Origin of the sequence: Streptomyces chrestomyceticus JCM 4735, from assembly GCF_003865135.1 — a bacterium.
In the GTDB taxonomy this organism is placed as follows: Bacteria; Actinomycetota; Actinomycetes; order Streptomycetales; family Streptomycetaceae; genus Streptomyces; species Streptomyces chrestomyceticus.
On record NZ_BHZC01000001.1, the window covers coordinates 1,894,850 to 1,920,209 of the forward strand.

Genomic DNA, 25,360 nt, shown 5'->3' on the forward strand with positions numbered 1-25,360 from the left:
CCGCGGCTCGCGTCCCGGCACCCGCCGCCGGCGCGACGGGCACGGCAGCGCACTGGGCACCTACTGCCAGGAGCGGGGAGCCTTCCCGCTGGGTGCGGCTTACCGGCCGTCCCCGAACAGCCCCGCGCACCCTATTGGCCCCGACTCCCCCGTGTGGTGCCATGAGGCGAGTTCTGCCGGGATGACCGAAGTGACCTAGAAGCAACTCACTGAATGCGAGGATTCATGGCTATTTCTCGCAGGCACCAGCAGGCATCCGCCCCGTACGGGGACGGCCTCCCCCACGGCCCCGCCGCGCCCGCGCCCCCGCCACCGGCGTTCGGGAGCGACGGCGGCCGCACGGCGGCGGAGTGCGGGCACGAGCGGGGACACGTACTGGATTCCCTCTTCCACGGGCAGGGGTACGCCACGGCCACCAGCCGCCGGATCTTCTGCGACCGATGTCGGCTGCAACGATGGCTCCGGGTGGAGGCGGCCCTGGCGGCCAGTCAGGAACAGCTCGGCATGCTCGCGCCCGGGACGGCGGCCCAGGTGGCGCGCGCCTGCGAGCCGGGACGGATCGACCTGGCCTCCCTGGCGCCCGAGTTCCGCCGTACGGGCCACTCCCTCGTACCGCTGCTGCGCGGCCTGGCGGCGGCGTGCGAGGCGGACTCGGGGGAAACGGTGCACCTGGGAGCCACCACCCAGGACATCCAGGACACCGCGCAGTCCCTGGAGATGCGGGACGTGCTCGACGAGGCGGACCGGGAACTGGCCACCATGACGACGCGTCTGATCGCGCTGGCCGGGGCCCATCGCGACTCCCTGATGGTGGGCCGCACCCATGCCCAGCCCGCGCTGCCGATCACCTTCGGCCTCAAGGTGGCGAGCTGGCTCGACGAACTGGGGCGGCACGGCGAGCGGCTGGCCCAGTTGCGCGAACGGGCCCTGGTGGCCCAGTTGCACGGCGGTGTCGGCACCATGGCCGGGTTCCAGGGGCGCGGGCAGGAACTGCTCAGCGACTTCGCCGCCCGCCTCGGCCTCGGGGAGCCCGTCGTCGGCTGGCACGTCGCGCGGGACCGGGTGGCGGAGTACGGGACCACCCTGGCCCTGCTGACGGGGACGCTGGCCCGGATCGCCGAGGAGATCCGGGTCCTCTCGCGCGCCGAGGTCGGCGAACTGTCCGAGGGCTGGGAGTACGGGCGGGTGGGCAGCAGCACCATGCCCCACAAGCGCAATCCCGAACGCTCCGAACAGGTCGTCCTGCTGGCCCGACTGGCCCGCTCCGCCGCCGCGCTCGGCGTCGAGGGCATGGTGCAGGAGCACGAGCGCGACGCGCGGGGCCTGCGGATGGAGTGGGTCACCGTCGCCGACGTGTCGCACTACACGCTGGCGGCGCTGGCGATCCTCAACGAAGTCCTCGCCGGACTCCAGGTGCACCGCGAGCGGATGGCGGCGAACGCGGCCTCGGTGGCGGAGTTCCTGTGCACGGAGGCGCTGATGCTGGCGCTGGGCGAACGCATCGGCAAGCAGAGCGCGCACACCCTCGTCTACGCGGTGAGCCAGCAGGCACAGAGCGACGGCCGCCCGCTGCGCGCCTGCGTACGCGAGTGCGTGGACATCACGTCCCAGATCCCCGCCACCGCGCTCGACGACCTGCTCGATCCGGCCCGCTACGTGGGCGAGGCCGGCGCCCTGACCGACCGGGCGGTGGCCCGCGCCCGGCTCCGGCCACCCCCGTCCAGGACCCCCGGAGCACCCCGGGCGGCTCGTACGGAGGAGGAGGTGCCCTCATGACCGCACTCCTGCGCTTCGACGGCGAACGGGCCTGCGAGGCCGACATCGAGGCGCACACCCCCGAGATGCGCGGACAGCGGCAGCACCTGCTCCGGCAGCTCGCCGTGACGCCCGGACAGCGGGTGCTGGACGTCGGCTGCGGCCCCGGCTACCTGATCTCGGAGCTGGTGGACCCGGTCGGCCCGGACGGCGCGGTGTGCGGTATCGACATCAGCGCGTCGATGCTGGACCTGGCGCGGGCGCGGTGCGCGCCGGCCGGACCGCGGGTGAACCTGGTGGCGGGACGCTGCGAGGAGATCCCGTTCCCCGACGCGTCGTTCGACGCCGCCGTCTCCTCACAGGTGTACGAGTACGTCGGCGCCATCGAACGGGCGCTGGCCGAGCTGTACCGGGTGCTGCGCCCGGGAGGCCGCGCGGTGATCCTCGACACCGACTGGGACTCCCTGGTGTGGCACTCCGACGACCGCCCCCGGATGCGGCGCGTCCTCACCCTGTGGGAGGACCATGTCGCCGACCCCCGGCTCCCCCGGCGGCTCGGCCCGCTGCTCCAGGAGGCCGGGTTCATCGAGGAGAGCCTGACCACGCTGACCTTCCTCAACCGGCGGTGCCACCGCGACGCCTACAGCTACTGGCAGGTCGGCTTCATCGAGGCGTTCCTCGCCGGCCACCCCCGCGCGGACCCGGAGGAGACCAGGGACTGGGCCCGGGAGCTGCGCGAACTGGACGCGGCGGGGCAGTACTTCTTCAGCCTCGGGCGGTACGCGTTCACGGTGGTCAAGCCGGGAGACTGAGCCGGACGGGGGTGGAGCGGGGCGGCGGCCGCCCCGCCTCACCCCCGTACCCGCGCGAACTCCCGGAGGAAATCCGCCAGCGCCCGTACGCCCTCCAGCGGCATCCCGTTGTAGACCGACGCCCGCACCCCGCCCACCAGACGGTGCCCGGCCAGCCCGAGAAGCCCCTCCTCCCGCGCGCGTTCCAGGAATTCCCCGGTCAGCGACTCGTCGGCGAGGCGGAAGACGATGTTGGTGACGGAGCGGTGGGCGGGGTGGGCGGTGGGGCGGTAGAACGCCGTACGGTCCAGTTCCTCGTACAGCAGCCGCGCCTTGGCCAGGTTCGTCCGCTCGACCGCCGCGAGGCCGCCCTGGTCACGTATCCACTCCAGCGTGAGGGAGAGGACGAAGACGGCGAAGGTATTCGGGGTGTTGTCGAGGGACTTGGACGCCGCGTGGACGGCGTAGTCCAGCAGCCGGGGGGTCTCGGGCAGCGCGTGGCCGAGCAGGTCGTCGCGGACGGTCACGAGAGCCGTGCCGGCGGGCCCCAGGTTCTTCTGGAACCCGGCGTAGACGATGCCGAACCGTCCGTGGTCCAGCCGCCGGGAGAGGATGTCGCTGGTGGCGTCGGCCACCAGCGGGGCGGGACAGTCCTGCGGAAAATCGTTCCAGCGGGTGCCGTAGACGGTGTTGTTGCTGGTGAGGTGGAGGAAGGCGGCGTCCGGCGGACAGTCCCGTACGGACACCTCCGGTATCCGGTCGAAGCCGCTGCCCTCGCTCCCGGCGACGGTCACGGCGGTGCCGTACCGGGCCCCCTCGCGCTGCGCCTGCTGGGCGAACAGGCCGGTCACGACGTACCCGGCGGTGCGGGTCGGCGACCGGCCGATGAGGTTGAGCGGCACGGCGGCGCACTGCATCCGGGCGCCGCCGTGCACGAACAGCACGTGGTGGTCCGCCGGGAGCCCGGTCACCTCCCGGTACAGCGCCACGGTGCTGTCGAGCACGCCGGTGAAGCGGGGGTGCTTGTGGCTGATCTCGACGATCGACGCACCGTCGCCCGCGTGCGCCGCGAACTCCTCGCGCACCCGCCGGGCCACCGGCCGAGGCAGCGTCGCGGGCCCCGCGGAGAAGTTGTACGCGTCCCGGGCGTCCTTGGGCTCCGGCGGCGAGCCGGACGCGCCCCGCCGGTCCCCTGCCGCCTGCCGCCGTCCCATCCCGCCGCCCTCCCGGTCGTCCGTACGTCCTCACGTCCGCGCCAGCCGCCCCGGCCACCCTCTCAACACATCCGCAGCCCCTCCACAAACGCCTCGATGCCCTCCGAGCGGACCTGCGCGACAGCCTCCGTCGCCGGGCTCGTCCGGTCCCGCAGCCGACGGGCCAGCGGCTCCAGCTCCTCGGCGGGCGCCACCGGGTCGCGGCGCAGCGACTCGGCCGCCAGGTCCAGGGCGCGCCGCCCCCACTCCGGCAGCGGCACCCCGGCGACCTCCGCCGCCCAGCCGCGGGTCTGGACCTCGGCGGCGGCCGTACGGGCGTCCTGGAGCGACCAGCCGCCGAACAGGTCGCGGCAGCCCTCGATGTCGCCCAGCCAGCCCAGCAGGACGGCCAGCCACGCGAACGTCTCCTCCCGGTTCGTCGTGGGCAGGTGGCGGATCTCGACGAAGGTGCCGCGCCCGCCGTCCCGGAGCACCGCCTCGCCCCGGTCCCTCGCCACCGCCTCCAGCGCCTCGGCGACGGTGCACGACTCGTCCAGCCGCATCCGTACCCGTACCGCCGGCCAGCAGAAGACCAGGCCGGACGCCAGGTCGGCGGTGGTGCAGTGCAGGATGCGCTTGGTGCCGTCCGGGTCCACGAACTCGGCGTGGCCCGTCTCGGCGAACTGCCGCGTCGTCAGCTCGGGCACCAGCGGGGTGTGCGGGACGCCGTGCCGGGTGATCTCGAAGATCGGCAGCGCCCACGCCTCGCGCATGTAGTCCGCCAGGCTGCCGTACAGGTGGCGGGGGTAGTGCAGGCGGTGGGCGAAGAACGGGTTGGTCTCGGACAGTTCGGTGTAGCCGCGCAGCCGCAGGGAGTACCAGGGCTGCACCCGGCCGCCGAACACCGCCGAGTTGGCGCCCCACGCGAAGATCAGCGGTGTCATCTTGACGAGCGTGTTGCAGGCGTCGATCACCCTCGGCAGCGGGACGTCGACGTTGAACTGGACGGCGGCGAACCCGGGCCAGGCGTCGCTGGCGTAGTGGCCCGGGTACCGCTCGGCCTGGGCCAGCCACAGGTTGTAGTGCGCCTTGTCGGCCAGGTACGGACCGCCGAGGGTCTCGGTCAGCGGCTGGCAGCCGTGCGCGAGGGCGGACAGCCCCTCGGCCGCCAGGGCCGGGAACACCACGTCGTCGAGCGTGCGGTGCCAGGCGGCCTTGGCGGCGGCGAACCCCTCTTCCGGCGGCAGGGCCGCCTCGACCGTGCAGACGCCGTAGTCGTTGCCCACGTCCAGGGTGCCGTGGTCGCGGACCGACCGGGCGCCGACCAGTGTGCCGGTGGTGGCGTCGTGGTACGGGTCGAAGTCCGGGCGGGCGGCGAGCCGTTCGAAGACGGCCCGGACGGCCGGGCGGTCGGCCGCGGCCCCCCGACGGTCGACCACGGGCAGCTCTGACTCGATGCCGATCTTCATATTCCAGGCTCTCCGTCGGAAGAGGGGACGTCGGTGGCGGGGCCACGCTAGGGCCCGGAACCGGGCCTTCGCGGAACGCCGGGCCGCGCTTCACGCTTTACGGTGAACTCGACCCCGTCCCCGATCTTCAGCACCTGGCTCTGCGCGTCCGGCACGCCGCCCACGTGCCGCCGGTACGCGGCGATGACCTGGGCGTTCTTCTTCGGGACCAGGATGTTGTCGGCCAGCACCAGGCCGCCGGGACGCAGCGCCGGCCAGCAGGCGTCGAAGTCCCGTACGTACAGCTCCTTCCAGTGGTCCAGGAGGACGAGGTCGATGGGGCCGGGCAGGGTGGGGACGAGGGCGGGCGCCTCCAGCGCGGTCAGCTCGACGACGTCGGCGAGCCCCGCCTCCGTCACGTTGTCCCGCTGCTCGGCCTGTTTCGCGGGGTCGACCTCGATGGAGTACAGGCGTCCGCCGGTGGCCCGTACCGCCTCGGCGAGCCAGAGGGTGGAGTAGCCGACCGAGCCGCCGACCTCCACGACCGTACGGGCGGACATCGCCCTGACCAGGGTGTTCAGCAACTGACCGACGTCCGGCCCGACATCGAGCATGAAGGACCCGGCACGGTCGCGCAGGGCGGTGCCGCCCTGCGCGCGCAGCGCGTCCAGCTCCCGCTGCTCCTTGAGGGATCGTTCCTCCAGCCCCGCCAGGACAGCCGCGAACCGGATGTACGGGTCCGCCGGAACCGGCCCCATCAGTCGATCCCGAAGAAACGACGGGCGTTGTCGCACAGCAGCCGCCGCTTGGCCGCCTCGTCGATGTCCTCCCGATCGGCCAGAGCGGTAACAGCCCCGGGGAACTTGGCGTCAAAATGCGGAAAGTCGCTCGCGAACAGCAGGTTCTCCGCCAGCCCCTGCTCGATGAGCATGGGCAGCAGCGGATCCTCCGGTTCCACTCCGAGGTAACACTGCCGCTTGAAGTACGTACTGGGCCGCTCGGGCAGCGGCGGCCGGTCCTTGGCGAACTGCTCGGCGTGATCGTCCATCCGGTTCAGCCAGAACGGGGCCCAGCCCGCCCCGCTCTCCATGAAGGCGAACCGCACTCCGGGAAAGCGCTCCAGAACGCCGCCGGTGATGAGCAGCATGACCGCCGTCATGTGCTCGAAGGTGTGGCTGACGAGGTGGCCCTGCATGGTGTCGTGGGTGCGTTCGGTGCCGATACGGGGAATACGGGCGACCCCGAACCCCTCGTGGAAACAGACCGCTACGTCGTGTTCCTGACAGAACTCCCAGAGCAGGTCGTACACCTGATCATCGACGTTGGTGCCGGCCACGGTGTTGGGCCGCAGGATGACGGTACGCACCCCCTGCTCCAGGACCCGTCGCGCCTCGTCCACCGCCAGCACGAGGTCGTGCTGCGGCAGCGCGGCAACCGGGAACAGCCGGTCCCGGTCCGCGGCGCAGTAGGCCAGCACCCAGTCGTTGTACGCCTTGGCCACCTCGTACGCGAACGCGGAGCTGCGCAGGGCCGGGAGCAGCCCGAGCACCTTGGACGGGAAGATGTAGGCGCGGCTGATGCCCTCCCGCTCCATCGCGGCGAGCCGGTCCTTCGGATCCAGACCGCCACGCCGCAGGGCGTCGAGCACGTCCACGGCGGCCGGATCGTCGAACTTCCAGCTTCCGGGGGTGTAGGTGGCCCCCTGAGAACCACCGAACCAGGCGGCCTGGGTCGGCCGGCCATGAAAGGTGGACGAGGGCTGTTCGATGACCCGCCCCTCGGCAGTCAGCCGATCGTCCCGGTAGGACGGCATCCAGGCGGCATACTTCTCGGGCAACCTCCCCCGCCACCAGTCGTCGGAGTCGGGCAGCACGATGTGGCTGTCGGCGTCGATGACGGGGTAGTCACGATGAGCGACCATGTACCACTCCTTCGGGAGATCCCGGGAAGGTCTGTCGGTCGGCGCACCCGGCCCGCGGACCCGCACACGCGCACTCAGGCCAGTGCCGGCCGGCACGCCCGTACGGATGTCGTCCCCGCGTCCGAGACTCCGGACCATTGTTCCCGCCCCACGGGGAAAGGGAAGAGCGCCGTACGGGCAATGGGGGCTCAGGGGGGTTCTGGCGTTACTTCTGCACCGTTGGTCTCTTGCGTGTGGGAGGCGGGCATGGGGCAGGGGGGCGTGGGTGTGGTTGGGCTACGGGGCCGGGAGGGGGTTCGATGTCGTGGTCACCCAGCCAAGTAGGTTTAGCGCAACCGGTAACGGCCTTTCTGCGGGAGCGGGCGGGGTAGTTGACCAAATGTCAGGTTTGCCGGAATACTCGAAAGTAAGGAAAAACCAGCGGCCCGACTGGCAACGCTGCTGGTCGCGCCCTGTGGTCCCCGCGCGTGCGGGGGTGGTCCCCGCAACTCGAAGGGCGCGTGGGGCCCGATCCAGCGGTCCCCGCGCGTGCGGGGGTGGTCCCTGGCCGCCCCGCTGGAGGATGTTCCCTTCACCCTTGCGGTCCCCGCGCGTGCGGGGGTGGTCCCCGACCGCGCCCGCGCCCGCACCGGATGCTGTTGCGGTCCCCGCGTGTGCGGGGGTCGTCCACAGGCCCACCGCATGGTGGCCTTCGCTGCCTTGCGGTCCCCGCGCGTGCGGGGGTGGCCTACCCCCCGACCACCCCCGAACCACCTCAGTCCAAACAGAACTCATTCCCTTCCGGATCGGCCATCACGATAAAGCCAGCATTCATCGGAGGAGCCGGCTCATGTCGGCGTACCCGCGTGGCCCCCAGAGCAACGAGGCGGTCGCACTCGGCCTCCAAGGCCGTCGTACGCTCCTCGCCCTCCAGCCCAGGAGCCGCGCGGACGTCCAGGTGGACGCGGTTCTTGGCGGTCTTGTCCTCTGGTACCTGTTGGAAGAACAGGCGGGGGCCGTGTCCGTCCGGGTCCTCGATGGCGGACCTGGTGTTGCGCTGGTCCTCCGGTACGCCGATCCGCGCCAGGAAGTCTTCCCACGCGGCCAACGGGTCGGCGCCCGCGGGCAGGTCGACTCCGGGTGGGCCGGGGTGGACGTAGCCCAGTGCGTCGCGCCAGAAGGACGACAGGGCGCGCGGGTCGTGGGCGTCGAAGGTGAGTTGGACGTGGCGGCTCATCGGGGTGCTCCGTTCGTTGCAGGGGGCCGGTTTCCGTCGAGTTCGGCGGCTGTTCCCGTGGAGATACCGTGACACCTCTGGCGGACAGGATCGGTCCGCTATTGCGGAAGGGCGGGCGGCGTGGGTGGGGAATGCGGTGGCGAGCGGGGGACGACGGAGCGGGTGCTCACGCTGCTCGGGCTGTTGCAGCAGCGTCAGTCCTGGACCGGGCCCGAGCTCGCCGAGCGGCTCGGGGTCACTCCGCGCACGGTGCGGCGGGATGTCGAGCGGCTGCGCGCGCTCGGCTATCCGGTGCATGCCGTGCAGGGGGTGGGCGGCGGCTACCGGCTCGGCCGGGGGCAGGAGTTGCCGCCGCTGCTGCTGGACGATCAGGAGGCGATCGCCACCGCGGTCTCGCTGCTCGCCGGCGCGGACGGTGCGGTGACCGGCGCCGAGGACGCCGCCCTCCGGGCGCTGACCAAGCTCGACCAGGTGTTGCCTGCCCGGCTGCGGCACGAGGTGCGGGCGCTGTCCGGCTCGGTGGAGTCCTTCGGCGGCGGCCGGGCGCCGGTCGACCCCGGGGTGCTCATGACGCTGGCCAGAGCCTGCCGTGACGAGGTCGAGGCCGGGTTCGGCTACGCGTCCAAGGGCGAGGTGCGGCAGCGGCGGGTCGAGCCGTACCGTCTGGTCGCCTCCGACCGGCGCTGGTACCTCCTCGCCTACGACCTCGACCGCGACGACTGGCGCACCTTCCGCGTCGACCGGATGACCGACGTGTCCGCCCGGACCTGGCGCTTCCGCCCGCGCGCGGCGCCTGACGCGGCAGCGTATGTGCAGGAGGGCGTGGCGAGCCGGGTCTATGCGCACCAGGCGCGCTTCCTCGTGCACGCGCCGGCCGACACGGTACGTGCGCAGATTCCGGCGTCGGCTGCGGTGGTGCGCGGGCGCGAGGACGGGCGTTGCGAGGTGCTCAGTGGCGCCGCGAGCCTGGATGCCATGCTCTTGCACGTACTTCTGCTGGGGCACGAGTTCGAGGTGCTCGACCCTCCGGAGCTCGGAAGGCGCTGTCACGTGCTGGCGCAGAGGCTTCTGGCGGCTGGGGCGACGCCCCGCCCATGACGGAGGGGTTGGCGATTTGCCCGGTATTGGGTGCTGTCCGGCGTACCCTCGTGTGATCACACCCGGCCGGGCCGCGGTCCGAGGCCGCTTCGTGTGTATGTAGCCCGTTCGCCGCCAGTCGCTGGGAGAACGTTCATCCTTCGGGTCAGTCGCCAGGTGCTGCCCAGCAGCCGGGAGGGTGCCGCCCTGTGGGCGCCGGCGGTTGTCGGGCTGGGAGTCGGGCTGTGGGGGATCACGAGCCCCTCCGCGTGGACCGACGAGATCGTCACCATGGATGTGGCGCGGCGGTCCGGGGCGCAGTTGGTGGAGCTGCTGGGGAACGTGGACGCGGTGCATGGGCTGCACTACGTGGTGATGCACCTGGTCGGGGTAGGAGTCGGGGTCAGCACGTGCACGATGCGGCTGCCTTCAGCGGTGGCCGTGGCCGTCGGCGCGGCCGGGCTCTCGTGGCTGGGGCGGTTGCTCGGCGGGGTGCGGCTCGGGCTGGGCGCGGGGCTGTTGCTTGCCGTTCTGCCGACCGCGTCGCGGTATGCGCAGGAGGCTCGGTCGTTCGCCTTTGTGATGGCGGTGGCGGTGCTGGCCACGGGTGCCTTGGTGAAGGTTCTGTCGGGCAGTCGGCGGTGGTCGGGTGGGTATGCCGTGCTGCTCGCGGTGATCGGCTGGTTCAACGTGTTGGGGCTGCTGCTGGTGGCCGCGCACGCGGTCACGGTGGTTCTGCGGCGTCCCGGTCGCCCCGTAGCCGTACGTGTCGTGTCAGCGCAGGCCGCGGGCGTCGCCGCCGTCGTTCCGCTGCTGTTCCTCGGGGTCTCGCAGCGCTCCGCCGTGGGCGAGATCGCGCCGGTCACCGGCGGAACCCCGTACAACTTCCTCACCTGGCTGCTCACGCCCGGCCAGGGCACGCTGCCCGGGGCTCTGAAGCTGCTGCTCACTCCTACGGCCCTCGTCGCCGTGGCTCTTCTGGTGGCCCGGCGGCGCATGGCTCCGCCCTTGGTCCTCGCCGTCGGCGTGCCGTGGCTGGTCGTGCCTCCGCTGGTTCTCCTGGTCGCGTCTCTCGGCGAGCCGCTGTTCGCCTACCGCTACCTGCTGTTCTGCCTGCCGGCCCTGGCGCTGCTGCTCGCGGCGGCCGGCGCCGTCGTACCGCTGCCCGTGCGGCTGCTGCTCGTACTCCTGCCGGCCGTCCCGTTGGCCATGTCCCATCTGGCCGTCCGCCAGCAGGACAGCCGCCCCTGGGACACCACTGCCGTGATCACCACGCTGCGGAGCCGCACCGCCTCCGGGGACGGCGTCCTGTTCAGCGGCGGCCGGTGCGGGCTGATCGCCTCCGCCCATCCGGAGGTTTTCGCCCGTCTTCCCGACCTGGGTACGGCGGAGTCGGCGGCCGAGCGCGGCACCTTGGACGAGCTGCCTGCCGACCGGGCGCTGCTGCACCGGCGCCTGGCCGGTGCGTCGCGTGTCTGGCACATCGGCTGCCGGCATCTTTCGTCCGAGGCCCGGCGGGAGGGCGCCCGGACGGCTGCGTCCCAGCGGCAGGCTCTCGCCTGTGCCGGACTGGCGCCCGCTTACCGGCGCGGCGTGCACGGTCTGGAGATCGTTCTGTATCGGCGCTGACGGGACGCACCGGTCCGAGCCGCTGCTGGAAGCAGCGAAGCAGCCGCCGGTCGCCCCGCCCGTACGGCGCTCAGCGTTCGAAGCGGACCGTGGAGACGACGTAGACCACCGGCTGGCCCGGTTCGTCGAAGTTGACCGTGATGTTCTGGCTCGGGTGGGGGTCCTCGGCCTTGAGGGAGGTGCCGGCCCACTGGCCGCCGCTGAGGTCCCAGCCGACCTTCGCCGCCTGCGCGCCGGTGATGGTGATCTCGCCGTCCTTGAGGGCGTCGCGGCTGGTGCCGATCCACTTCAGGTAGTGGTCCAGGCCCCAGTCGTTGGTGCGGAACTGGACGTACAGGGAGCTGCGGTGCCAGGCGTTGGACTCGTAGTAGTAGACCGGTGTGGCACCGGTCGGGACCGGGACGTTGTAGATGCGCTGCTGCACCTTGGAGGGGTAGTCGTTGTAGAGGCCGGTGGAGGCCGCCTCCTCCTCCTTGCTCTGGCCGCTGTCCCGGCTCTGCTCGGCGGAGATGACGATGTAGCCCGCCGGAACGGCGATCAGCAGGAAGATCACCAGCGCGGTGAGCCAGCGGCGGCGCCGGCTCGGCCGGGGGGCGGCGGACGCGCCGGCCGAGGGCGGGGGGCCGGACGGGGGGCCGCCCGGCGGTCCGGTCGGCGGCTCCGGGCGCTCCGGCGTCTCGCGCGCCGTCCGGCCCGCCCCGGGCGGAGCCGGGTCGTGTTCCTCGGTCATGGGTGGGGTGTCCAGCTCCGTCATCGCCGGCCCGATCGTTCGTACCTCTCATAGCGTTCCACGCGCCGGCGGTTGGCGCGCCGGAAGCGGCGGGCCACCAGGCGTGCCAGGTCGGCGGCGCCGACCATGCCGGCCTCGGGGCCGAGCTGTGCCTTGGCGATACGGGCCTCGGGGCGGTAGCCGCGGCCGGTCAGGGTGCGCCGGAAGGCGTCCCGGGCCGGGGCGATGAGCAGGTCGTCGGCGGCGCTGACGCCGCCGCCGATCACGAAGCAGGAAGGATCCAGCGCGGCGGCCAGATTGGCGATGCCGACGCCCAGCCACTGGCCGATGTCCTGGAGGAGTTCGACGCACATGGCGTCGCCCTCGCGGGCCAGCTCGGTGATGAGCGGGCCGGTGATGTCGGTGACGCGCCCGCCGACCCGGTCGATGATGTTGTACGCGACCGGGGAGTCCGCGGCGGCCAGCTCGCGGGCCTCGCGGACCAGGGCGTTGCCGGAGCTGTACTGCTCCCAGCAGCCTCGGTTGCCGCACGGGCAGCGGTGCCCGGCCGGCACCACCTGCATATGGCCGAACTCGCCGGCCACGCCGTACTTGCCGCGCTTGACCGCGCCGTCCTCCAGGATCGCGCCGCCGATGCCGGTACCGAGCGTGATCATGACGAGGTGGTCCTCGCCGCGGCCCGCGCCGAAGCGCCACTCGGCCCAGGCGGCCGTGTTGGCGTCGTTGTCGACCATGACGGGGACCGCCAGGCGGCCCGCGAGGCGGTCCCGCAGCGGCTCGTTGCGCCAGTTCAGGTGGGGTGCGAAGAGGACGGTGCTGCGTTCGGCGTCGACCCAGCCGGCCGCGCCGATGCCCACCGCGTGCACATCGTGCCGGTCGGAGAGGTCCAGCACCAGCTCGGTGATGACGTCCTCGACCACCTTGGGGCTCTTGGACTTGTCGGGCGTCTCGGTACGGACCTTCTCCAGGATCGTGCCGTCCGCGTCGACGACGCCGGCCATCACCTTCGTCCCGCCGATGTCGATGCCGACGGTCGGCACACGGGGCGCGCTCAGGTGGGAGCGCCGCTCGCGGGTGCCCACCGTGCGCAGCACGGTCGCTCTGGCCGACCCTCGGTGCACCCGGTCCCGGTACGTGCTCATCGACCCACCTCTTCGCCGTTGCGGTGGCGGCGGCTGCGTGCTCGCAAGAGTCGTCTCGTCCCTGCGGGTGTCGGGAGGCCGGGGCCTCGGGCGTGCATGGTCCGGTGTCGTGCTCGTACGGTGCCGTAGGCGCGTACGGGGTCGTGCTGGTGCGGTGCCGTACGCGTACGGGGCCCGCTCGCACGGTGCCGTACGTGTACGGGCGCTCGCGGGGCCGGGCCCCGAGGGCGCGCGGTGGCCGTGCCGGCGGCGGTGACGTGCACGGTCCGGTGCGATTGTGCCCTAACAGCGGTACCCGGCGCATGGCGGCGCGGGCCCCGCGGAACCCGCGCCACCGCCCGTGGGCCGCCCCGCTCAGTGCGTGGGGTGGCCGCCGAGGTGGCTGGGCTCGGGCGCGCGGGCCAGCTCGTGGCTGAGCTGTTCCAGCTCGCTGCCGCCCGCCATCTGGCGCGTCAGCTCGTCCAGGGCGATCTCCGACCTGGTGTGGCGGCCGGCCATCGTCCCGCGCTTGAGGAGGACGAAACGGTTGCCCACGAGGTAGGCGTGGTGCGGGTTGTGGGTGATCAACACCACGCCGAGCCCGGCGTCCCGCGCGGCCGCGACGTACTTCAGGACGACGCCGGACTGCTTGACGCCGAGCGCCGCCGTGGGCTCGTCCAGGACCAGCACCTTCGCGCCGAAGTAGACGGCGCGGGCGATGGCCACGCACTGCCGCTCACCGCCGGAGAGGGTGCCGATGGGCTGGTCGACGTCGCGCAGGTCGATGCCCATGCGCAGCAGCTCGGCGCGGGTGGTCTCGCGCATCAGCGGTACGTCGAGCCGCTTGAAGGGGCCGACGCCCTTGGTGGGCTCGGAGCCGAGGAAGAAGTTGCGCCAGACCGGCATCAGGGGGACGACGGCCAGGTCCTGGTAGACGGTGGCGATGCCGCGGTCCAGCGCCTCGCGCGGGGAGGACAGCCGGGTCTCCTCGCCCTCGATCGCGAAGCGGCCCGCGTCGTGCTGGTGCAGCCCCGCGATGATCTTGATGAGGGTGGACTTGCCCGCGCCGTTGTCACCGAGCACACAGGTGATCTCCCCCGCGTGCACCTCCAGCGAGACACCTTCCAGGGCCTTGACGTTGCCGTAGAACTTGCTGACGTCCGCCAGCTCCACGAGGGGTGGGGCGGTGTCGGTGGCGGGAGGGGCGTCCGTGGCGGGCGAGGTGTCGTCCGCGGTCCTGCCCGGGGTCTCCTCCGGCGCTTCGCCCGGAATTCCGTCCGGCGCTTCGTCCGGATTGCTCATTTCGTCGCCTCCGCGCGCTTGCGGACCCATGCGTTCAGGAGCGTGGCCAGCAGCAGCATGGCTCCGAGGAAGAACTTGTACCAGTCCGGGTTCCACTGGGCGTACACGATGCCCTTGCTGGCCATGCCAAAGATGAAGGCGCCGACGGCGGCGCCGATCGCCGAGCCGTAGCCGCCGGTCATCAGGCAGCCGCCGACCGCGGCGGCGATGATGTAGAGGAACTCGTTGCCGACGCCGTCGCCGGACTGGATCGCGTCGTACGAGAACAGCAGGTGCTGCCCGGAGATCCAGGCCGCCAGCGCGACCCCCATGTACAGGCCGATCTTGGTCTTGGTGACCGGGACGCCGACCGCCCGCGCGGCGTCGGAGCCGCCGCCCACCGCGAAGATCCAGTTGCCGACGCGGGTGCGCAGCAGGACCCAGGTGGCGAGCGCGACCAGGCCGATCCACCACAGGATGGTGACCTGGATGTCCACCCCGCCGATGTTCAGGTGGGAGGCGAAGAGCGCCCGGGCCGAGTCGAAGCCCTCCATGTCGGCGATGGACTTCGTCGAGACGGTGCCGCTGATCAGCTTGGTGAAGCCGAGGTTGAGGCCGGTCAGCATGAAGAACGTACCGAGCGTGATGATGAAGCTGGGCAGCTTCGTACGGGTCAGCAGGAAGCCGTTGAAGACTCCGATGGCCAGGGTGACCAGCAAGGACACCCCGACGCCGACCCAGACGTTCGCCGTCATCTGGTAGCTGAACATGGACGAGACGAGCGCCGAGCTGACGACCATGACACCGGCCGACAGGTCGAACTCGCCGCCGATCATCAGCAGCGCCACCGGCACCGCCATGATGCCGATCGTGGACGACGCGTACAGCACGGTGGACAGGCTGGACGCCTGCAGGAACGTGTCGGCGGCGAAGGAGAAGAAGAGGAAGACGGCCGCGGCGCCGACCACCGCGCCCAGCTCGGGACGGCTCATCAGGCGGCGCGCCGGTGAACGGTGCACCAGACGCTCGTCCGAGCCCTTGCCGTCCCGCGGTCCGCTGTCCTTCACGGGGGTCTCCGCGGTGCTCATCGGGTCCCCCGCTTCGTGTACTCCTGCAGGGCCGCCGCGTCCTTCTTGGTGATCACCTGGGGGCCGGTGAAGACCGGCTTGCCGCCACCGAGGACGTCGGCGTTGTACTTGTAGAGCCACAGCAGGTCGACGGCCTGGTAGCCCTGGAGGTACGGCTGCTGGTCGACGGCGAAGCCGAGCGAGCCGTCCTTGAGGCCGTCGGCGACCTTGGCGTTCAGGTCGAAGGTGTCGATCTCGGCGTCGCTGCCGGCCTGCTCCTTGGCCTTGACGGCGGTCGGCGCGAACGGCGCGCCCAGCGTCACCACGGAGTCGATGCCGCGGTCCGACTGGAGCTTGGCCTCGATGGTGGACTGGACGTCGGGCATGTTGGTGCCCTCCACGTACAGCTTCTGCATCTCGCCCTTGAACGTCTTCCGCGCGCCGTCGCAGCGCTGCTCGTGGCCGACGTTGCCCTGCTCGTGCAGGACGCACAGCGCCTTCTTGCGGCCCCGCTCGTTCAGCTCCTCGCCGACGGCCTCGCCGGCCACCGTCTCGTCCTGGCCGACGTGGGTCAGGGCGCCGTACGCCTTGGACGCCTCGGCGCCGGAATTGACGGTGATCACCGGAATGCCGGCCTTCTCGGCCCGGGCGACCACGTCCTTCATGGCGTCGGGCTTGGCCAGCGTGACGATCAGCCCGTCCACCTTCTGGTCGATGTAGGACTGGACGAGCTGGCTCTGCCGCTGCGCCTCCTTGTCGTGCCCGTAGACGAACTTGATGTTGTCCTTGTCGGCGGCCTGCCGGGCGCCGTTCTGCACGATGTCCCAGAAGGTGTCGCCGTCGCCCGAGTGGGTGACCATGGCGAAGGTCCACCTCGGGGTGTTGACGGCCGCCTTGCCGCCCGCGGTCTGGGCGGCGCGTGCTTCCTCGGCGCGCTTGCCGCCGGTGCTGCTGCACCCCGCCAGGGACGCGGCGAGCACCGCTGCCAGCACCGCGGTCACCGCGCGTACCCCTGTCCGAACCCTTGCCACGAGGTCGAGCCCTTCTCGTTGCTGTTGCTGCTGCTGTCACTGTGCGCCTGGGGCGCTGTGCCGGGTTTGGGCCGAAAATGATCGGTCCCGGCCGCCCAAGTATCCGTTACGCCTGTTCCGCGTGGGGTCATCGGGTCCCGCGCCCGGGGTACTCCCGCGGCCCGGGGCGGTCAGCGCCGGATCGCCGGGAGGCGGGCCCTGCGGACATGGACGGTCCGGGGCTCGGTGGTGCCGGACCGGGTAGCGGTACGGGCCGTGCGCGCGGTACGCCTCATGGGGCCGCCCTCTCTCCCGTGCCGCCCGACGGCGGCTGGAGGAGTTCTAGCGGCGCGCACCGAGCCCCGTCAATGGTTTGTCAGAACATTCTTACCCGGCGTGGTGCGGGCGGCCGGTGCTCCGGCGCGCGGCACAGCGGCGGCCTCAGGGCCGTACGAGGTACCGGATCTCGGCGTACGGCGTGCTCAGGGCCGTACGAGCAACTGGAACTCGAAGGCGTACCGCGAGGCCCGGTAGACGTGCGAGCCGAATTCGACCGCGCGGCCCGTGTCGTCGAAGGTCGTACGCTGCATCGTCAGCAGCGGCGCGCCCTCGGGCTCGCCGAGGCGCTCCCCCTCCTCGGCCGTCGCGGCGCGCGCGCCGACGGACTGGCGGGCGCTGTGCAGGGTGATGCCGGCCGCCCGCATCAGGCGGTACAGGCCGGTCTCCTCCAGTCGCTCGGTACCGAGGTCGAGCAGTCCGGCGGGCAGGTGGTTGCGCAGGTGGGCGACGGGTTCACCGTGCGCGAGCCGCAGCCGCTCGACGAGTACGACCTCGGCCCCCTCCGCGATCCCGAGCGCGGCGGCGACCTCGGCGGTGGCTTCGGTGGTGGTGTTGAGGAGCACGCGGGTGGCGGGCTTCTGACCGGCGGCCTCCAGGTCGTCGTAAAGGCTGCTCAGCTCCAGCGGGCGCCTGACCTGGCTGTGCACGACCTGCGTACCGATGCCGCGGCGCCGCACCAGCAGCCCCTTGTCCACCAGCGACTGGATGGCCTGGCGGACCGTCGGGCGAGACAGGCCGAGGCGTCCGGCCAGCTCGATCTCGTTGCCGAGCAGGCTGCCCGGGGCCAGCCTGCCGGTCTCGATCGCCGCTTCCAGTTGCTGGGACAACTGGAAGTACAGCGGGACCGGGCTGCTCCGGTCCACGCTGAACTGGACGGGGCCCTCGGCTCCCTCGGAGTCTGTATCGCGTTTCGCCACGGGCGGGAGCGTATCCGGCCGCGAAGATGACGGGAAGTCCGGAGGTCACATTGTCCGGACAATCACGTCCGGGGCTGGTACGTACCAGCACTTTCAGCCACCGTCGGTGTCACTGCCGTCCCCTCACTTCGCCATCCAGGCGTCCTCGTACTTCTTGTACGTGCCGTCGTGCTTCGCCAGGTGGACCCACTGGTCGACGTACGCCTTGAACGGGAAGTCGGCGCGCGGTACGGCGTACGCCTTCTCGGAGAAGGTGAAGGGCCGGTCGGGGTGGACCGCGCACAGCTCGGGATGGATCTTGGACTGGTAGCGGGTCTCGCTCGCGTCGGTCATCATCACGTCCGCCCGGCCCGCGATGATCTCGTCGAAGATCGTGGTGTTGTCGGGGTGCGGCTTGACGGTCGCGCGCTTGATGACGGAACGGGCGAACTGTTCGTTGGTGCCGCCCGGGTTGACGATCACCCTGACGCCGGGGCGGTCGATCTCGTCCAGCGTCCGGTACTTGTCCTGATCCGCACAGCGGACGATGGGGGTCTTCCCGTCCGTGCGGACCGGCTCGCTGAAGGCCGCCTTCCGGGCGCGCGGCAGAGTGATCGACACACCTCCCATGGCGATGTCGCAGCGCCCCGCCGCCAGATCGTCGATCAGTTTCGCCCAGGTCGTGGGCACGTACTTGGGCTTGGCGTCCAGGCTCCGGGCCAGGTCGCGGGCCATCGAGATGTCCACACCGCGGTACGCCCCGGACGCGGGGTCGCGGTGGGTGAAGGGGCGGTAGTCGCCGGTGGTGCAGACGCGGAGGACACCGCGGCGGGGAATGGTGTCGAGGAGGGAGGCGGGGGCGGGAGCGGGGTGCGTCGTGGGGTGTGCTGCGGTGGCCGGCCGGTCCGGGTGGGCGGTCCGGGCCGCCGGGGCGGTCGTCGGTGCGGCTGCGGTGAGGGCGAGGGCGCAGGTCAGGGCGGAGAGGGCGACGGCGCGGCGCATGGGGCGGCTCCTGTACGCGGCGAGGGGGCGGGCAACGGACGGAACAGGGACTGGCGGAACGGGCCGTCAGCGTGGCAGAGGGCCGGACGGGAGTGAAGGGTGTGACCGGCTGGTGGGACGACTGCCCGGCCCTTACTCCGCCTCGGCGGCCCAGTGCTCACGGGCGATGCCGGCGAGGGCGGTGAGCGCCGCGGTCGGGCTCCGGTCCTTGTGCCGTACGAGGTGGACGCCGAGCGCGGGCCGGCAGGTCCACGGCAGTACGGCCACCTCGCCGCGCGCCACCTCGTCCGCCACCGCGACGGCGGGCAGCAGCGCCACACCGAGACCAGCGGCGGCGCAGCGCTTGAGGGCCTCCACGCTCAGGAACTCCATCACGGCCGGCCGGACCCCCGCCGACCGCAACTCCCGGTCCATCAGCTCACGCTGGGCGCAGGTGTGGTCCATCAGCAGGAGTGTCTGCGTGACCAGGTCGGCGGTACGGACGCGGGTGCGGCGGGCCAGCGGGTGGCCGGAGTGGGCGATCAGGGCCATCGGTTCGTCCGTGAGACGTTCCGCGTGCGCCACCGGGTCCCGTACGGACTCCTCCAGCAGGAACCCCGCGTCCAGGGCGCCGTCGCGGAGGTTGGCGAGCAGCGTCGTCCTGCTGTCGGGGCCGAAGACGACGCGCAGGCGCGGGAAGCGGTCCTGGAGTGCGCGCAGTACGGGCGGCAGGCGGTACGCGCACAGCGTCTCGGGGGCGGCGATGTGCAGGGTGCCGCGGACCTGCGCCGGGTCGCCGGCGCCGCGTACGGCGTCCCGGGCCTCGTCCGCGTACGCGAGCATCCTGCGGGCGTGACCGCGGAGTTCGCGTCCGGCCTCGGTGAGGGTGACGCGTCGGCCGAGCCGTTCGAAGAGGTGCGTGCCGAGGTCCTTCTCCAGAGCTTTGATCTGCCCGGTGACGCTGGACTGGACGTAGCCGAGTTCCTGGGCGGCGCGGGTGAAACTCAGGTGCCGGGCCACGGCCAGGAAGGTCGTCAGGTGCTTCAGCTCCATGAGCGGATCGTAGGAGGGGCCGCGGGGGCCGGGCCAGGAGAGCCAAGAGAGCAGGGAGAGTAGTGAGAGCTGGCAGAGCCGGGGCAGCAGGGTGGCGAGCCGTCGATCGGATCGGCCGTACCGATGCGCCGGATCGGAAACATTCGTTGGACGCGATGGTTCCGGGGCCCGTAGAACGGCAGGCATGGCTGCGTTCACCTCCCTCTTCCCGTCCCGGCGCCGACAGCGGCCGCCGCACCGGGACCGGCGGCCGACGACGGGTCTGGCCGGCCGGGACTTCCTGCTCCTGCTGCTCGCGACCCTCGGCACCTTCGCCAACTACGCGCCCATGCTGACCGTCGTCCCGCTGTGGACCGCCCGGGGCGCGGCGGGCGAGGGCGGGGCGGGCGCGGCGACCGCCGTCACGATGGCGACGACCGTGGCCGTCCAGTTGTGCATGGGATGGCTGACGCGGCGCTTCACCCTCCGCCGTCTGCTGGGGGCGGGTGCGCTGCTGCTCGGTCTGCCGACGTTCGGGTACGTGCTGTCGTCCGGGCTCGCGTGGGTGCTGGCGGTCTCGGCCGTACGGGGTGTGGGCTTCGGTGTGGTGGCGGTGACGGGCAGCGCGCTGGTCGCCGAACTGGTGCCGCCGGAGCAGCGGGGGCGGGCCGTCGGCTGGTACGGCGTCGCGGTGGGGCTGCCCCAAGTGGTGCTGTTGCCGCTGGGGGCGTGGCTCGCCGCCGAGGGGCACTTCGGCGCCGTCTTCGCGGCGGCGGGCGCGTTGAGCGTGGGGGCGGTGCCGCTGGTGGCGGCGATGTCCGGGCGGTCTGCGGCGTCGTCCCCGTCTCCGTCTCCGACGGCGTCCCGAACTCCGCAGCCGTCGGCGTCCGGAAGCTACCGCCCGCTGCTCCGCCCGGCGCTCCTGCTCGCCGCCGCCTCGGTCGCCCTCGGCGGGCTCACGTCCTTCCTGCCGTTCGTACTGGCGCGTCCGGACCTGGCGCCCACCGCGCTGCTCGTGCTCTTCGTCGCGATGATCGTGGGCCGGTGGGCGGCGGGGGTGTGGAGCGACCGGCGGGGCCCGGGGCGGCTGGTGCTGCCTGCCGCGGCGGTCTGCGCGCCGGCCGTCGCCGTCCTCGCCCTGACGGCCGGGCACGGGGCGACCGTGCCGGTGGCGCTCGTGATGGTGGCGCTGTACGGGCTGGCCGACGGCGCCCTGCAGAACGAGACCCTGGTGCTGATGTTCCGGCGAGCCGGACCGTACGGAAGCGGCGCCGCGGGCACCGCGTGGAACATGGCGTACGACGGCGGCACCGGGCTCGGTTCGGCCGGTGTCGGGCTGGCCGCGCCCTGGCTGGGGCCCGGCGGCGCGTTCGGGTCCGTCGCTGCGCTGATCGCGCTCTCCGTCCCGGGTGGTGCGCGCCTGCGGACCGGCGGGCGGGTGCGGCGGGCACGTCCGGTCGATGCGTCCGGTGACCTGCCGGCGCGCTCGGACCCGTGATCGAACAGTCCGCACCGTAGTCGACTTGGCCGCATTTCATCCTGTGTGCCGGACTGCCGCATGGCGAGGGTGGGAAGCCTGTGCCGGCTGCGCACAGTCATCGCTCGACGCGCTCCGCGAGAGAGGACGTCCGTTCACGGCTCCGATCCCGGTCAAGCCCGGAAAGTACAAGATCCACGCGCACATCATCGGACCCGGCAGTCTGCTGACGGCCACCGAGTACGCCGTCAAGCACGGCGCCCCGTCATCACCGACCGCCTCGACCCGCTCCCGATCGAACAGGAGTGGATCATCGACCAGCCCGAAGCCGGGCAGGACACTCCGCCCGGATCACCGTACGTGATCCATCTCGCCTACCCCCCGGCCGCGGGCATCGTCGTGCCCGAGGACAAGGTCTGCGTCAACAGCGTGCCGCGTTCCGCATGGGCGCAGTTCACCTTCGAGCGGGTCATCGGCGGCGTCAAGATCCTGTCGGACAAGGGGCTCGCCCTGCGCGCCGGGCACCGTGGCGCGCAGATCGAACTCGTGGCGCTGAAGCCCGAGTTCCAGGAGACCTGGACGCTGGAGTACGTGGGCCCGAGCGAGACGACGGAGTAGTCACGCCGGTGCGGGGCCCGCGGCTCACCACGGACCCCGCACCTCGCCGGACAGCACACCTAGCGCCAGCGCACCGGCAGTTGCCGAGGTCCGCGGATCGTCATGCCCGGCCGCCAGGTCAGCGCGTCGTGGTCGGCGTCCAGTGCCAGGTCGGGGCAGCGTTCCAGGAGGGTGCGGACCGCGATACGGCCTTCCATACGGGCCAGCGGGGCGCCGAGGCAGAAGTGGATGCCGTGGCCGAAGGCGACGTGGCCGCGTGTCTCGCGGGTAATGTCGAAGGTGTCGGGGGCCTCGAAGCGTTCGGCGTCGCGGCCGGCCGCCGCCAGGCCGACGATCACGATGTCCCCGGCCGGGACGACCGTGCCGCCGATCTCGACGGGCTCGGTGGCGAACCGCCAGGTGGCGTTCTCCACGGGACCGTCGTAGCGCAGCATCTCCTCCACCGCGTTGTCGAGGAGGGAGAAGCCGTCCCGGAGGGCCGCCAGTTGCGCCGGGTGCCGGAGCAGCGCGCGCACGCCGTTGGAGATCAGGTTGACGGTGGTCTCGTGGCCGGCCACCAGGAGCAGGAAGGCCATGCCGAGGAGTTCCTGCCGGGAGAGCTGGTCGCCGTCCTCGTCGCTCGTGCGCACCAGGGCGCTCAGCAGGTCCTCGCCCGGCGACCGCCGCTTGACCTCGATCAGGCCGTCCAGGTACGCGGCCATGTCGCGGGCCGCGGCCATCGCCGCCTCGTGGCTGGTCGGTGAGACCAGTTCGTTGGACCAGACGCGGAAGGTGTCCCGCTCGATGTCGGGTACGCCGAGCAGTTCGCAGATGACGGTCATCGGGAGCGGGAAAGCGAGCGCTTCGACGAGGTCGGCGCGGCCGTCGGGGACGGCCAGCATGGCGTCCAGGAGTTCGTCGGTGATCTGCTGGACGCGCGGGCGCAGCGCCTCGACGCGGCGGGTGGTGAACTCACGGGCCACCAGCTTGCGCAGCCGGGTGTGCTGCGGCGGGTCGGCGTCGAGCATGTTCGTCAGCCGCCACTCGGCGTCCTCGTCGGGGCTCAGGAGAGGGGCGGCGGAGCGGGTCCAGTCCTTGGCGAGCCGGGGGTCGGCCAGTGCGGCCCGCACTTCCTCGTAGCCGACCACGAGCCACGCGTCCATGGCGTCGGCTTCGGCGACGCGGACCCGGTGGACCGGTCCCTGGGCGCGCAGCTTGGCGTAGTACGGGTGGGGGTCGGCGACAAAATCCGGGCCGTACGCGTTCAGGTCGATGATGTCCGGCATGGTCTGTCCGCCCCTCGTAGACGTTTTCGTCACCGTACGTTCACGGGGGACGGGCGGCATCGGCCCCACGGAGGAGCCGGGCGCCCCGGCGTCCTCCGTACGGAGTGCTTCGCCTGCGGTACGGCCGAGGGCGGGGTGGCCTCAGACCTCGTAGAGGCCCGGCGTCCCCGGCCCGGCGGGCGGCTGCGGCGCGGCGTCGGCGAGGCGGGCGAGCAGGTCGGCGGCGCGCTTGGCGACCGTCTCGCGGTCACCTTCCGAGAGCGCCGCGCCCATGCCCACGGCCACCGCGCCGGCGGCTATCCACTCGGGCGCGGTGTCGACCGTCACCCCGCCGGTGGGCAGCACCGGTGCCTGCGGCAGGGCGGCGCGTACGTCACGCAGCCAGTCCGGGCGGTGCGCGGAGGCAGGGAAGAGCTTGAGCGCGTCGGCGCCCAGCTCCAGGGCGCGCACCATCTCGGTGGGGGTGGCGACGCCCGGGAAGACCGGTACGCCGTAGCGGTGGCCGGTGCGGATGACCTCGGCGTCGAGGCTGGGCGAGACCAGGAAGCGGGCGCCGGCGTCCACCGCCATCCGCGCCGAGACGGCGTCCAGCACCGTGCCGGCGCCGATGACGGCCTCGTTGCCCAGCTCACGGCTGAGGGTGGTGACCGCCTCCAGCGCGAACGGCGTGGTCAGCGATATCTCCAGGCTGGTGATCCCGGCGGACAGCAGGGTGTCAGCGGTGGCGCTGGCCTCGTCGTAGGTCTCGCTGCGGACGACGGCGAAAACACGCTGCGCCAGAGCGGCCCGGGTGATCTCCCAGCGGTACACGGCAGTTCGCCGCCTTCCTTGTCTCTATCGCCAAACCCGTCGCGGTACGCCCGCGGAACGGCCGGGCACACGGCGTCTCCTGGGCCGTGCCGCGTCGCAGGTGACCACACCTCCTGGCCCCTTTGCCACCGTTGCCCGCCCATTCGTCGTTTCTACCGAAACGCTACCGGGGACCACTGACAATCCTCTCGCGGGGGTACGTCCCGGTGCCCGCCGAACGCCAGGAACCGGCCCAGCGGCAGGGCCGCGGCCCCACGGTGACGGCTTCCGGGCCGAGCCGCCCCGGTTCGATGACGGTGCGCTCGAAGGGGTGGCGGAGCGCGTACGCTGCCGCGGCGGCCCGTACGGAGGGCAGCAGCCGGGGGGCCAGGAGCAGTCCGGCCCATCCCGCGACGACGATCCGTTCCGGGTTGAACAGGTTCACCAGGTCGGCGATGCCCGCGCCGAGGTACTCGGCGGTCTCGGCCAGGAGGGCGGCGGTGGCGGGTTCGTCCGCCGCGGCCAGCAGCCGCCCGAGAGCGGCCTCCTGGTCCGGCCCGCCCGCCACCGGACCCCCACTACCGGCCTGTCCGACACCGGCCCGACCGTCTCCGGCCCGACCGTCTCCGGCCCGTCCGCCACCGTCCCCTCCGGCCCGGCCCCGCCCGCCCGCGCCCCGTCCGTCCCCGTCTCCCGCCACCGCTCCAGCAGCGCCTGGGCGCCGACGTACGCCTCCAGGCAGCCCCGCGCCCCGCAGCGGCACCGGCGCCCGCCGACCCGCATCGTGGTGTGCCCCCACTCGCCGGCGCTGCTGGCGGCGCCCCGGTACGGCGTGCCGTCGGCCACCACACAGGCGCCGACGCCGGAGCCGATGAGCGTGATGACGGCGTTGTCCGCGCCGCGCCCGGCGCCGAACCACATCTCGGCGCGGCCCAGCGTCTTGGCGCCGTTGTCGATGAACAGCGGCAGGCCGTCGAGGGGCGGGCCGCAGGCGCGCAGCATGGCTTCCAGCGGGACGGCGTCCCAGCCGACGGTCTGGCCGTGGACGACCGCGCCGTCGCCCGAGCCGTCCACGATCCCGGGGACGCCGATGCCCACGCCGAGCACCGTGTCGGCAGCGGTCCCCGCGGCCCGCAGGACGTCGGCCACTCCCCGGGCGATCAGCCGTACGACGCGCGCGGCGTCGTGCGCCCCGCCAGAATCGGAATCAGGCCTTCCGTTCTCGGCCGCGGCAGCGGGCTCCGTCGCGGCAGCAGGTTGTGTCGCGGCAGCGGGTTGTGTCGCGGCAGCGGGCTCCGTCAGCACCGTCTCCGTACGCGCCAGTTCACGCATCGTGAGGTCGAACAGCTCGACCCGTACCCGCGTCTCCCCCACGTCCACCCCGATCAGCCGGGCGCGACCCGCCGCGACGCGCAGCAGGGTGCGCGGCCGGCCGCCGTCCGAGCCGACCACGCCCGCCTCCTCCACCAGTCCCTCGGCGGCCAGTTCGCCCACGACGTTGCTGATCGAGCCGGCGCTCAGACCGGTGACCGGCACCAGCTCCTGTCTGCTCAGCGGCCCGTCGAAGTACAGCCGCCGCAGTACCACCGCCCGGTTGTCCCGCCGCAGGTCACGCACCGTCCGACGGCCTGTAGCGCGCATGCGGGGCCCTCCTCGTCCTCGTTCGAGGCGGTCCGTGCCGGCCGCCGCGCGCCGAATCTACCGGCGCACGAGGGGTTGACCGC

The 25,360-nt window shown here is 72.4% G+C and carries 21 protein-coding genes, 1 pseudogene and 1 CRISPR repeat array; of the genes and pseudogenes, 6 read left to right on the forward strand and 16 right to left on the reverse strand.

Translation table 11 applies throughout. The annotated features are described in order from the left end of the window. The first annotated feature begins 225 nt into the window (after positions 1–225). Together EJG53_RS07755 and EJG53_RS07760 are read left to right on the forward strand one after the other, a co-directional pair. Positions 226–1,776 (forward strand): class-II fumarase/aspartase family protein, encoded by a 1,551-nt coding sequence (locus EJG53_RS07755; protein ID WP_244955032.1) that lies wholly within the window; start codon positions 226–228, stop codon positions 1,774–1,776. Next, positions 1,773–2,567 carry a methyltransferase domain-containing protein gene (locus tag EJG53_RS07760; protein ID WP_125044230.1) on the forward strand — a complete coding sequence of 265 codons (795 nt, stop codon included), beginning with the start codon at positions 1,773–1,775 and terminating at the stop codon, positions 2,565–2,567. Before EJG53_RS07755 ends, EJG53_RS07760 begins: the two co-directional genes overlap by 4 nt. Positions 2,568–2,605: 38 nt before the next feature. On the opposite strand, the gene serC is transcribed toward EJG53_RS07760, so the two are convergent. The 5 genes from serC to EJG53_RS07785 form a co-directional block, all read right to left on the reverse strand. After that, positions 2,606–3,760: a 3-phosphoserine/phosphohydroxythreonine transaminase gene (serC, locus tag EJG53_RS07765; protein WP_125044231.1), complete on the reverse strand. Its 1,155-nt coding sequence runs from the start codon at positions 3,758–3,760 to the stop codon at positions 2,606–2,608. A gap of 62 nt (positions 3,761–3,822) precedes the next feature. Further along, positions 3,823–5,208, reverse strand: a complete 1,386-nt coding sequence (locus EJG53_RS07770) for a glutamate-cysteine ligase family protein (protein WP_125044232.1) — start codon at positions 5,206–5,208, stop codon at positions 3,823–3,825. Positions 5,209–5,255: 47 nt separating this feature from the next. Beyond that, positions 5,256–5,945, reverse strand: coding sequence for an O-methyltransferase (locus EJG53_RS07775; protein WP_125044233.1), 690 nt, complete (start codon positions 5,943–5,945; stop codon positions 5,256–5,258). Then, complete coding sequence (locus tag EJG53_RS07780) at positions 5,945–7,108, reverse strand: amidohydrolase family protein (RefSeq protein WP_125044234.1); 1,164 nt, start codon at positions 7,106–7,108, stop codon at positions 5,945–5,947. The genes EJG53_RS07775 and EJG53_RS07780 overlap by 1 nt, the downstream gene beginning before the upstream one ends. 456 nt (positions 7,109–7,564) lie before the next feature. Beyond that, positions 7,565–7,838: a CRISPR direct-repeat array (repeat unit 27 nt; unit sequence GGTCCCCGCGCGTGCGGGGGTGGTCCC). Between the two features lie 24 nt (positions 7,839–7,862). Continuing rightward, positions 7,863–8,324 (reverse strand): VOC family protein, encoded by a 462-nt coding sequence (locus EJG53_RS07785; RefSeq protein ID WP_125044235.1) that lies wholly within the window; start codon positions 8,322–8,324, stop codon positions 7,863–7,865. A gap of 120 nt (positions 8,325–8,444) precedes the next feature. On the opposite strand from EJG53_RS07785, the gene EJG53_RS07790 reads away from it, so the two are divergent. Next, complete coding sequence (locus EJG53_RS07790; protein ID WP_125044236.1) at positions 8,445–9,422, forward strand: helix-turn-helix transcriptional regulator; 978 nt, start codon at positions 8,445–8,447, stop codon at positions 9,420–9,422. Between the two features lie 156 nt (positions 9,423–9,578). Further along, positions 9,579–11,030 carry a hypothetical protein gene (locus EJG53_RS07795; RefSeq protein ID WP_125044237.1) on the forward strand — a complete coding sequence of 484 codons (1,452 nt, stop codon included), beginning with the start codon at positions 9,579–9,581 and terminating at the stop codon, positions 11,028–11,030. Positions 11,031–11,100: 70 nt separating this feature from the next. On the opposite strand, the gene EJG53_RS07800 is transcribed toward EJG53_RS07795, so the two are convergent. From EJG53_RS07800 to EJG53_RS07835, 8 genes are all read right to left on the reverse strand, one after another. Then, positions 11,101–11,784, reverse strand: a complete 684-nt coding sequence (locus EJG53_RS07800) for a hypothetical protein (protein ID WP_241268053.1) — start codon at positions 11,782–11,784, stop codon at positions 11,101–11,103. After that, complete coding sequence (locus EJG53_RS07805; RefSeq protein ID WP_125044238.1) at positions 11,781–12,902, reverse strand: ROK family glucokinase; 1,122 nt, start codon at positions 12,900–12,902, stop codon at positions 11,781–11,783. Before EJG53_RS07805 ends, EJG53_RS07800 begins: the two co-directional genes overlap by 4 nt. A gap of 354 nt (positions 12,903–13,256) precedes the next feature. Beyond that, positions 13,257–14,183, reverse strand: a complete 927-nt coding sequence (locus EJG53_RS07810) for an ATP-binding cassette domain-containing protein (protein ID WP_244955033.1) — start codon at positions 14,181–14,183, stop codon at positions 13,257–13,259. Continuing rightward, positions 14,180–15,250 (reverse strand): ABC transporter permease, encoded by a 1,071-nt coding sequence (locus tag EJG53_RS07815; protein ID WP_031006319.1) that lies wholly within the window; start codon positions 15,248–15,250, stop codon positions 14,180–14,182. Before EJG53_RS07815 ends, EJG53_RS07810 begins: the two co-directional genes overlap by 4 nt. Continuing rightward, positions 15,247–16,260: a sugar ABC transporter substrate-binding protein gene (locus EJG53_RS07820; protein ID WP_371858664.1), complete on the reverse strand. Its 1,014-nt coding sequence runs from the start codon at positions 16,258–16,260 to the stop codon at positions 15,247–15,249. Before EJG53_RS07820 ends, EJG53_RS07815 begins: the two co-directional genes overlap by 4 nt. Positions 16,261–16,721: 461 nt before the next feature. Beyond that, complete coding sequence (locus EJG53_RS07825; RefSeq protein WP_125049231.1) at positions 16,722–17,441, reverse strand: GntR family transcriptional regulator; 720 nt, start codon at positions 17,439–17,441, stop codon at positions 16,722–16,724. 177 nt (positions 17,442–17,618) lie between these two features. Continuing rightward, positions 17,619–18,476 (reverse strand): transporter substrate-binding domain-containing protein, encoded by an 858-nt coding sequence (locus tag EJG53_RS07830; RefSeq protein ID WP_125044239.1) that lies wholly within the window; start codon positions 18,474–18,476, stop codon positions 17,619–17,621. 132 nt (positions 18,477–18,608) lie between these two features. Next, positions 18,609–19,508, reverse strand: a complete 900-nt coding sequence (locus EJG53_RS07835) for a LysR family transcriptional regulator (RefSeq protein WP_125044240.1) — start codon at positions 19,506–19,508, stop codon at positions 18,609–18,611. A gap of 184 nt (positions 19,509–19,692) precedes the next feature. Between EJG53_RS07835 and EJG53_RS07840 the strand changes: the two genes are divergently transcribed. Continuing rightward, the gene (locus tag EJG53_RS07840; protein ID WP_125044241.1) at positions 19,693–20,985 is read left to right on the forward strand and encodes an MFS transporter; all 1,293 of its coding nucleotides are present in this window, start codon (positions 19,693–19,695) and stop codon (positions 20,983–20,985) included. 339 nt (positions 20,986–21,324) lie between these two features. Next, on the forward strand, positions 21,325–21,582 hold the full coding sequence (locus EJG53_RS42295) for a hypothetical protein (RefSeq protein WP_244955034.1): 258 nt from the start codon (positions 21,325–21,327) through the stop codon (positions 21,580–21,582). 59 nt (positions 21,583–21,641) lie between these two features. Here the strand turns inward: EJG53_RS42295 and EJG53_RS07850 are convergent, their stop codons facing one another. The 3 genes and pseudogenes from EJG53_RS07850 to EJG53_RS07865 all read right to left on the reverse strand — a co-directional run bounded on the left by EJG53_RS07850 (position 21,642) and on the right by EJG53_RS07865 (position 25,277). Beyond that, the gene (locus EJG53_RS07850) at positions 21,642–22,847 is read right to left on the reverse strand and encodes a cytochrome P450 family protein (RefSeq protein ID WP_125044242.1); all 1,206 of its coding nucleotides are present in this window, start codon (positions 22,845–22,847) and stop codon (positions 21,642–21,644) included. Between the two features lie 141 nt (positions 22,848–22,988). Beyond that, entirely contained in the window at positions 22,989–23,657 is a 669-nt protein-coding gene (locus EJG53_RS07855; protein ID WP_125044243.1) for a bifunctional 4-hydroxy-2-oxoglutarate aldolase/2-dehydro-3-deoxy-phosphogluconate aldolase, read from the reverse strand. A gap of 152 nt (positions 23,658–23,809) precedes the next feature. Next, positions 23,810–25,277: pseudogene (locus tag EJG53_RS07865) on the reverse strand (ROK family transcriptional regulator). Between the last annotated feature and the right edge of the window lie 83 nt (positions 25,278–25,360).

Coding starts and splice junctions, on each gene's coding strand:
- EJG53_RS07810 (WP_244955033.1), bottom strand. CDS start 14,183: ATGAGCAATCCGGACGAAGCGCCGGACGGAATTCCGGGCGAAGCGCCG.
- EJG53_RS07800 (WP_241268053.1), bottom strand. CDS start 11,784: ATGACGGAGCTGGACACCCCACCCATGACCGAGGAACACGACCCGGCT.
- EJG53_RS07760 (WP_125044230.1), top strand. CDS start 1,773: ATGACCGCACTCCTGCGCTTCGACGGCGAACGGGCCTGCGAGGCCGAC.
- EJG53_RS07780 (WP_125044234.1), bottom strand. CDS start 7,108: ATGGTCGCTCATCGTGACTACCCCGTCATCGACGCCGACAGCCACATC.
- serC (WP_125044231.1), bottom strand. CDS start 3,760: ATGGGACGGCGGCAGGCGGCAGGGGACCGGCGGGGCGCGTCCGGCTCG.
- EJG53_RS07850 (WP_125044242.1), bottom strand. CDS start 22,847: ATGCCGGACATCATCGACCTGAACGCGTACGGCCCGGATTTTGTCGCC.
- EJG53_RS07805 (WP_125044238.1), bottom strand. CDS start 12,902: ATGAGCACGTACCGGGACCGGGTGCACCGAGGGTCGGCCAGAGCGACC.
- EJG53_RS07815 (WP_031006319.1), bottom strand. CDS start 15,250: ATGAGCACCGCGGAGACCCCCGTGAAGGACAGCGGACCGCGGGACGGC.
- EJG53_RS07835 (WP_125044240.1), bottom strand. CDS start 19,508: ATGGAGCTGAAGCACCTGACGACCTTCCTGGCCGTGGCCCGGCACCTG.
- EJG53_RS07770 (WP_125044232.1), bottom strand. CDS start 5,208: ATGAAGATCGGCATCGAGTCAGAGCTGCCCGTGGTCGACCGTCGGGGG.
- EJG53_RS07840 (WP_125044241.1), top strand. CDS start 19,693: ATGGCTGCGTTCACCTCCCTCTTCCCGTCCCGGCGCCGACAGCGGCCG.
- EJG53_RS07785 (WP_125044235.1), bottom strand. CDS start 8,324: ATGAGCCGCCACGTCCAACTCACCTTCGACGCCCACGACCCGCGCGCC.
- EJG53_RS07830 (WP_125044239.1), bottom strand. CDS start 18,476: ATGCGCCGCGCCGTCGCCCTCTCCGCCCTGACCTGCGCCCTCGCCCTC.
- EJG53_RS07755 (WP_244955032.1), top strand. CDS start 226: ATGGCTATTTCTCGCAGGCACCAGCAGGCATCCGCCCCGTACGGGGAC.
- EJG53_RS07775 (WP_125044233.1), bottom strand. CDS start 5,945: ATGGGGCCGGTTCCGGCGGACCCGTACATCCGGTTCGCGGCTGTCCTG.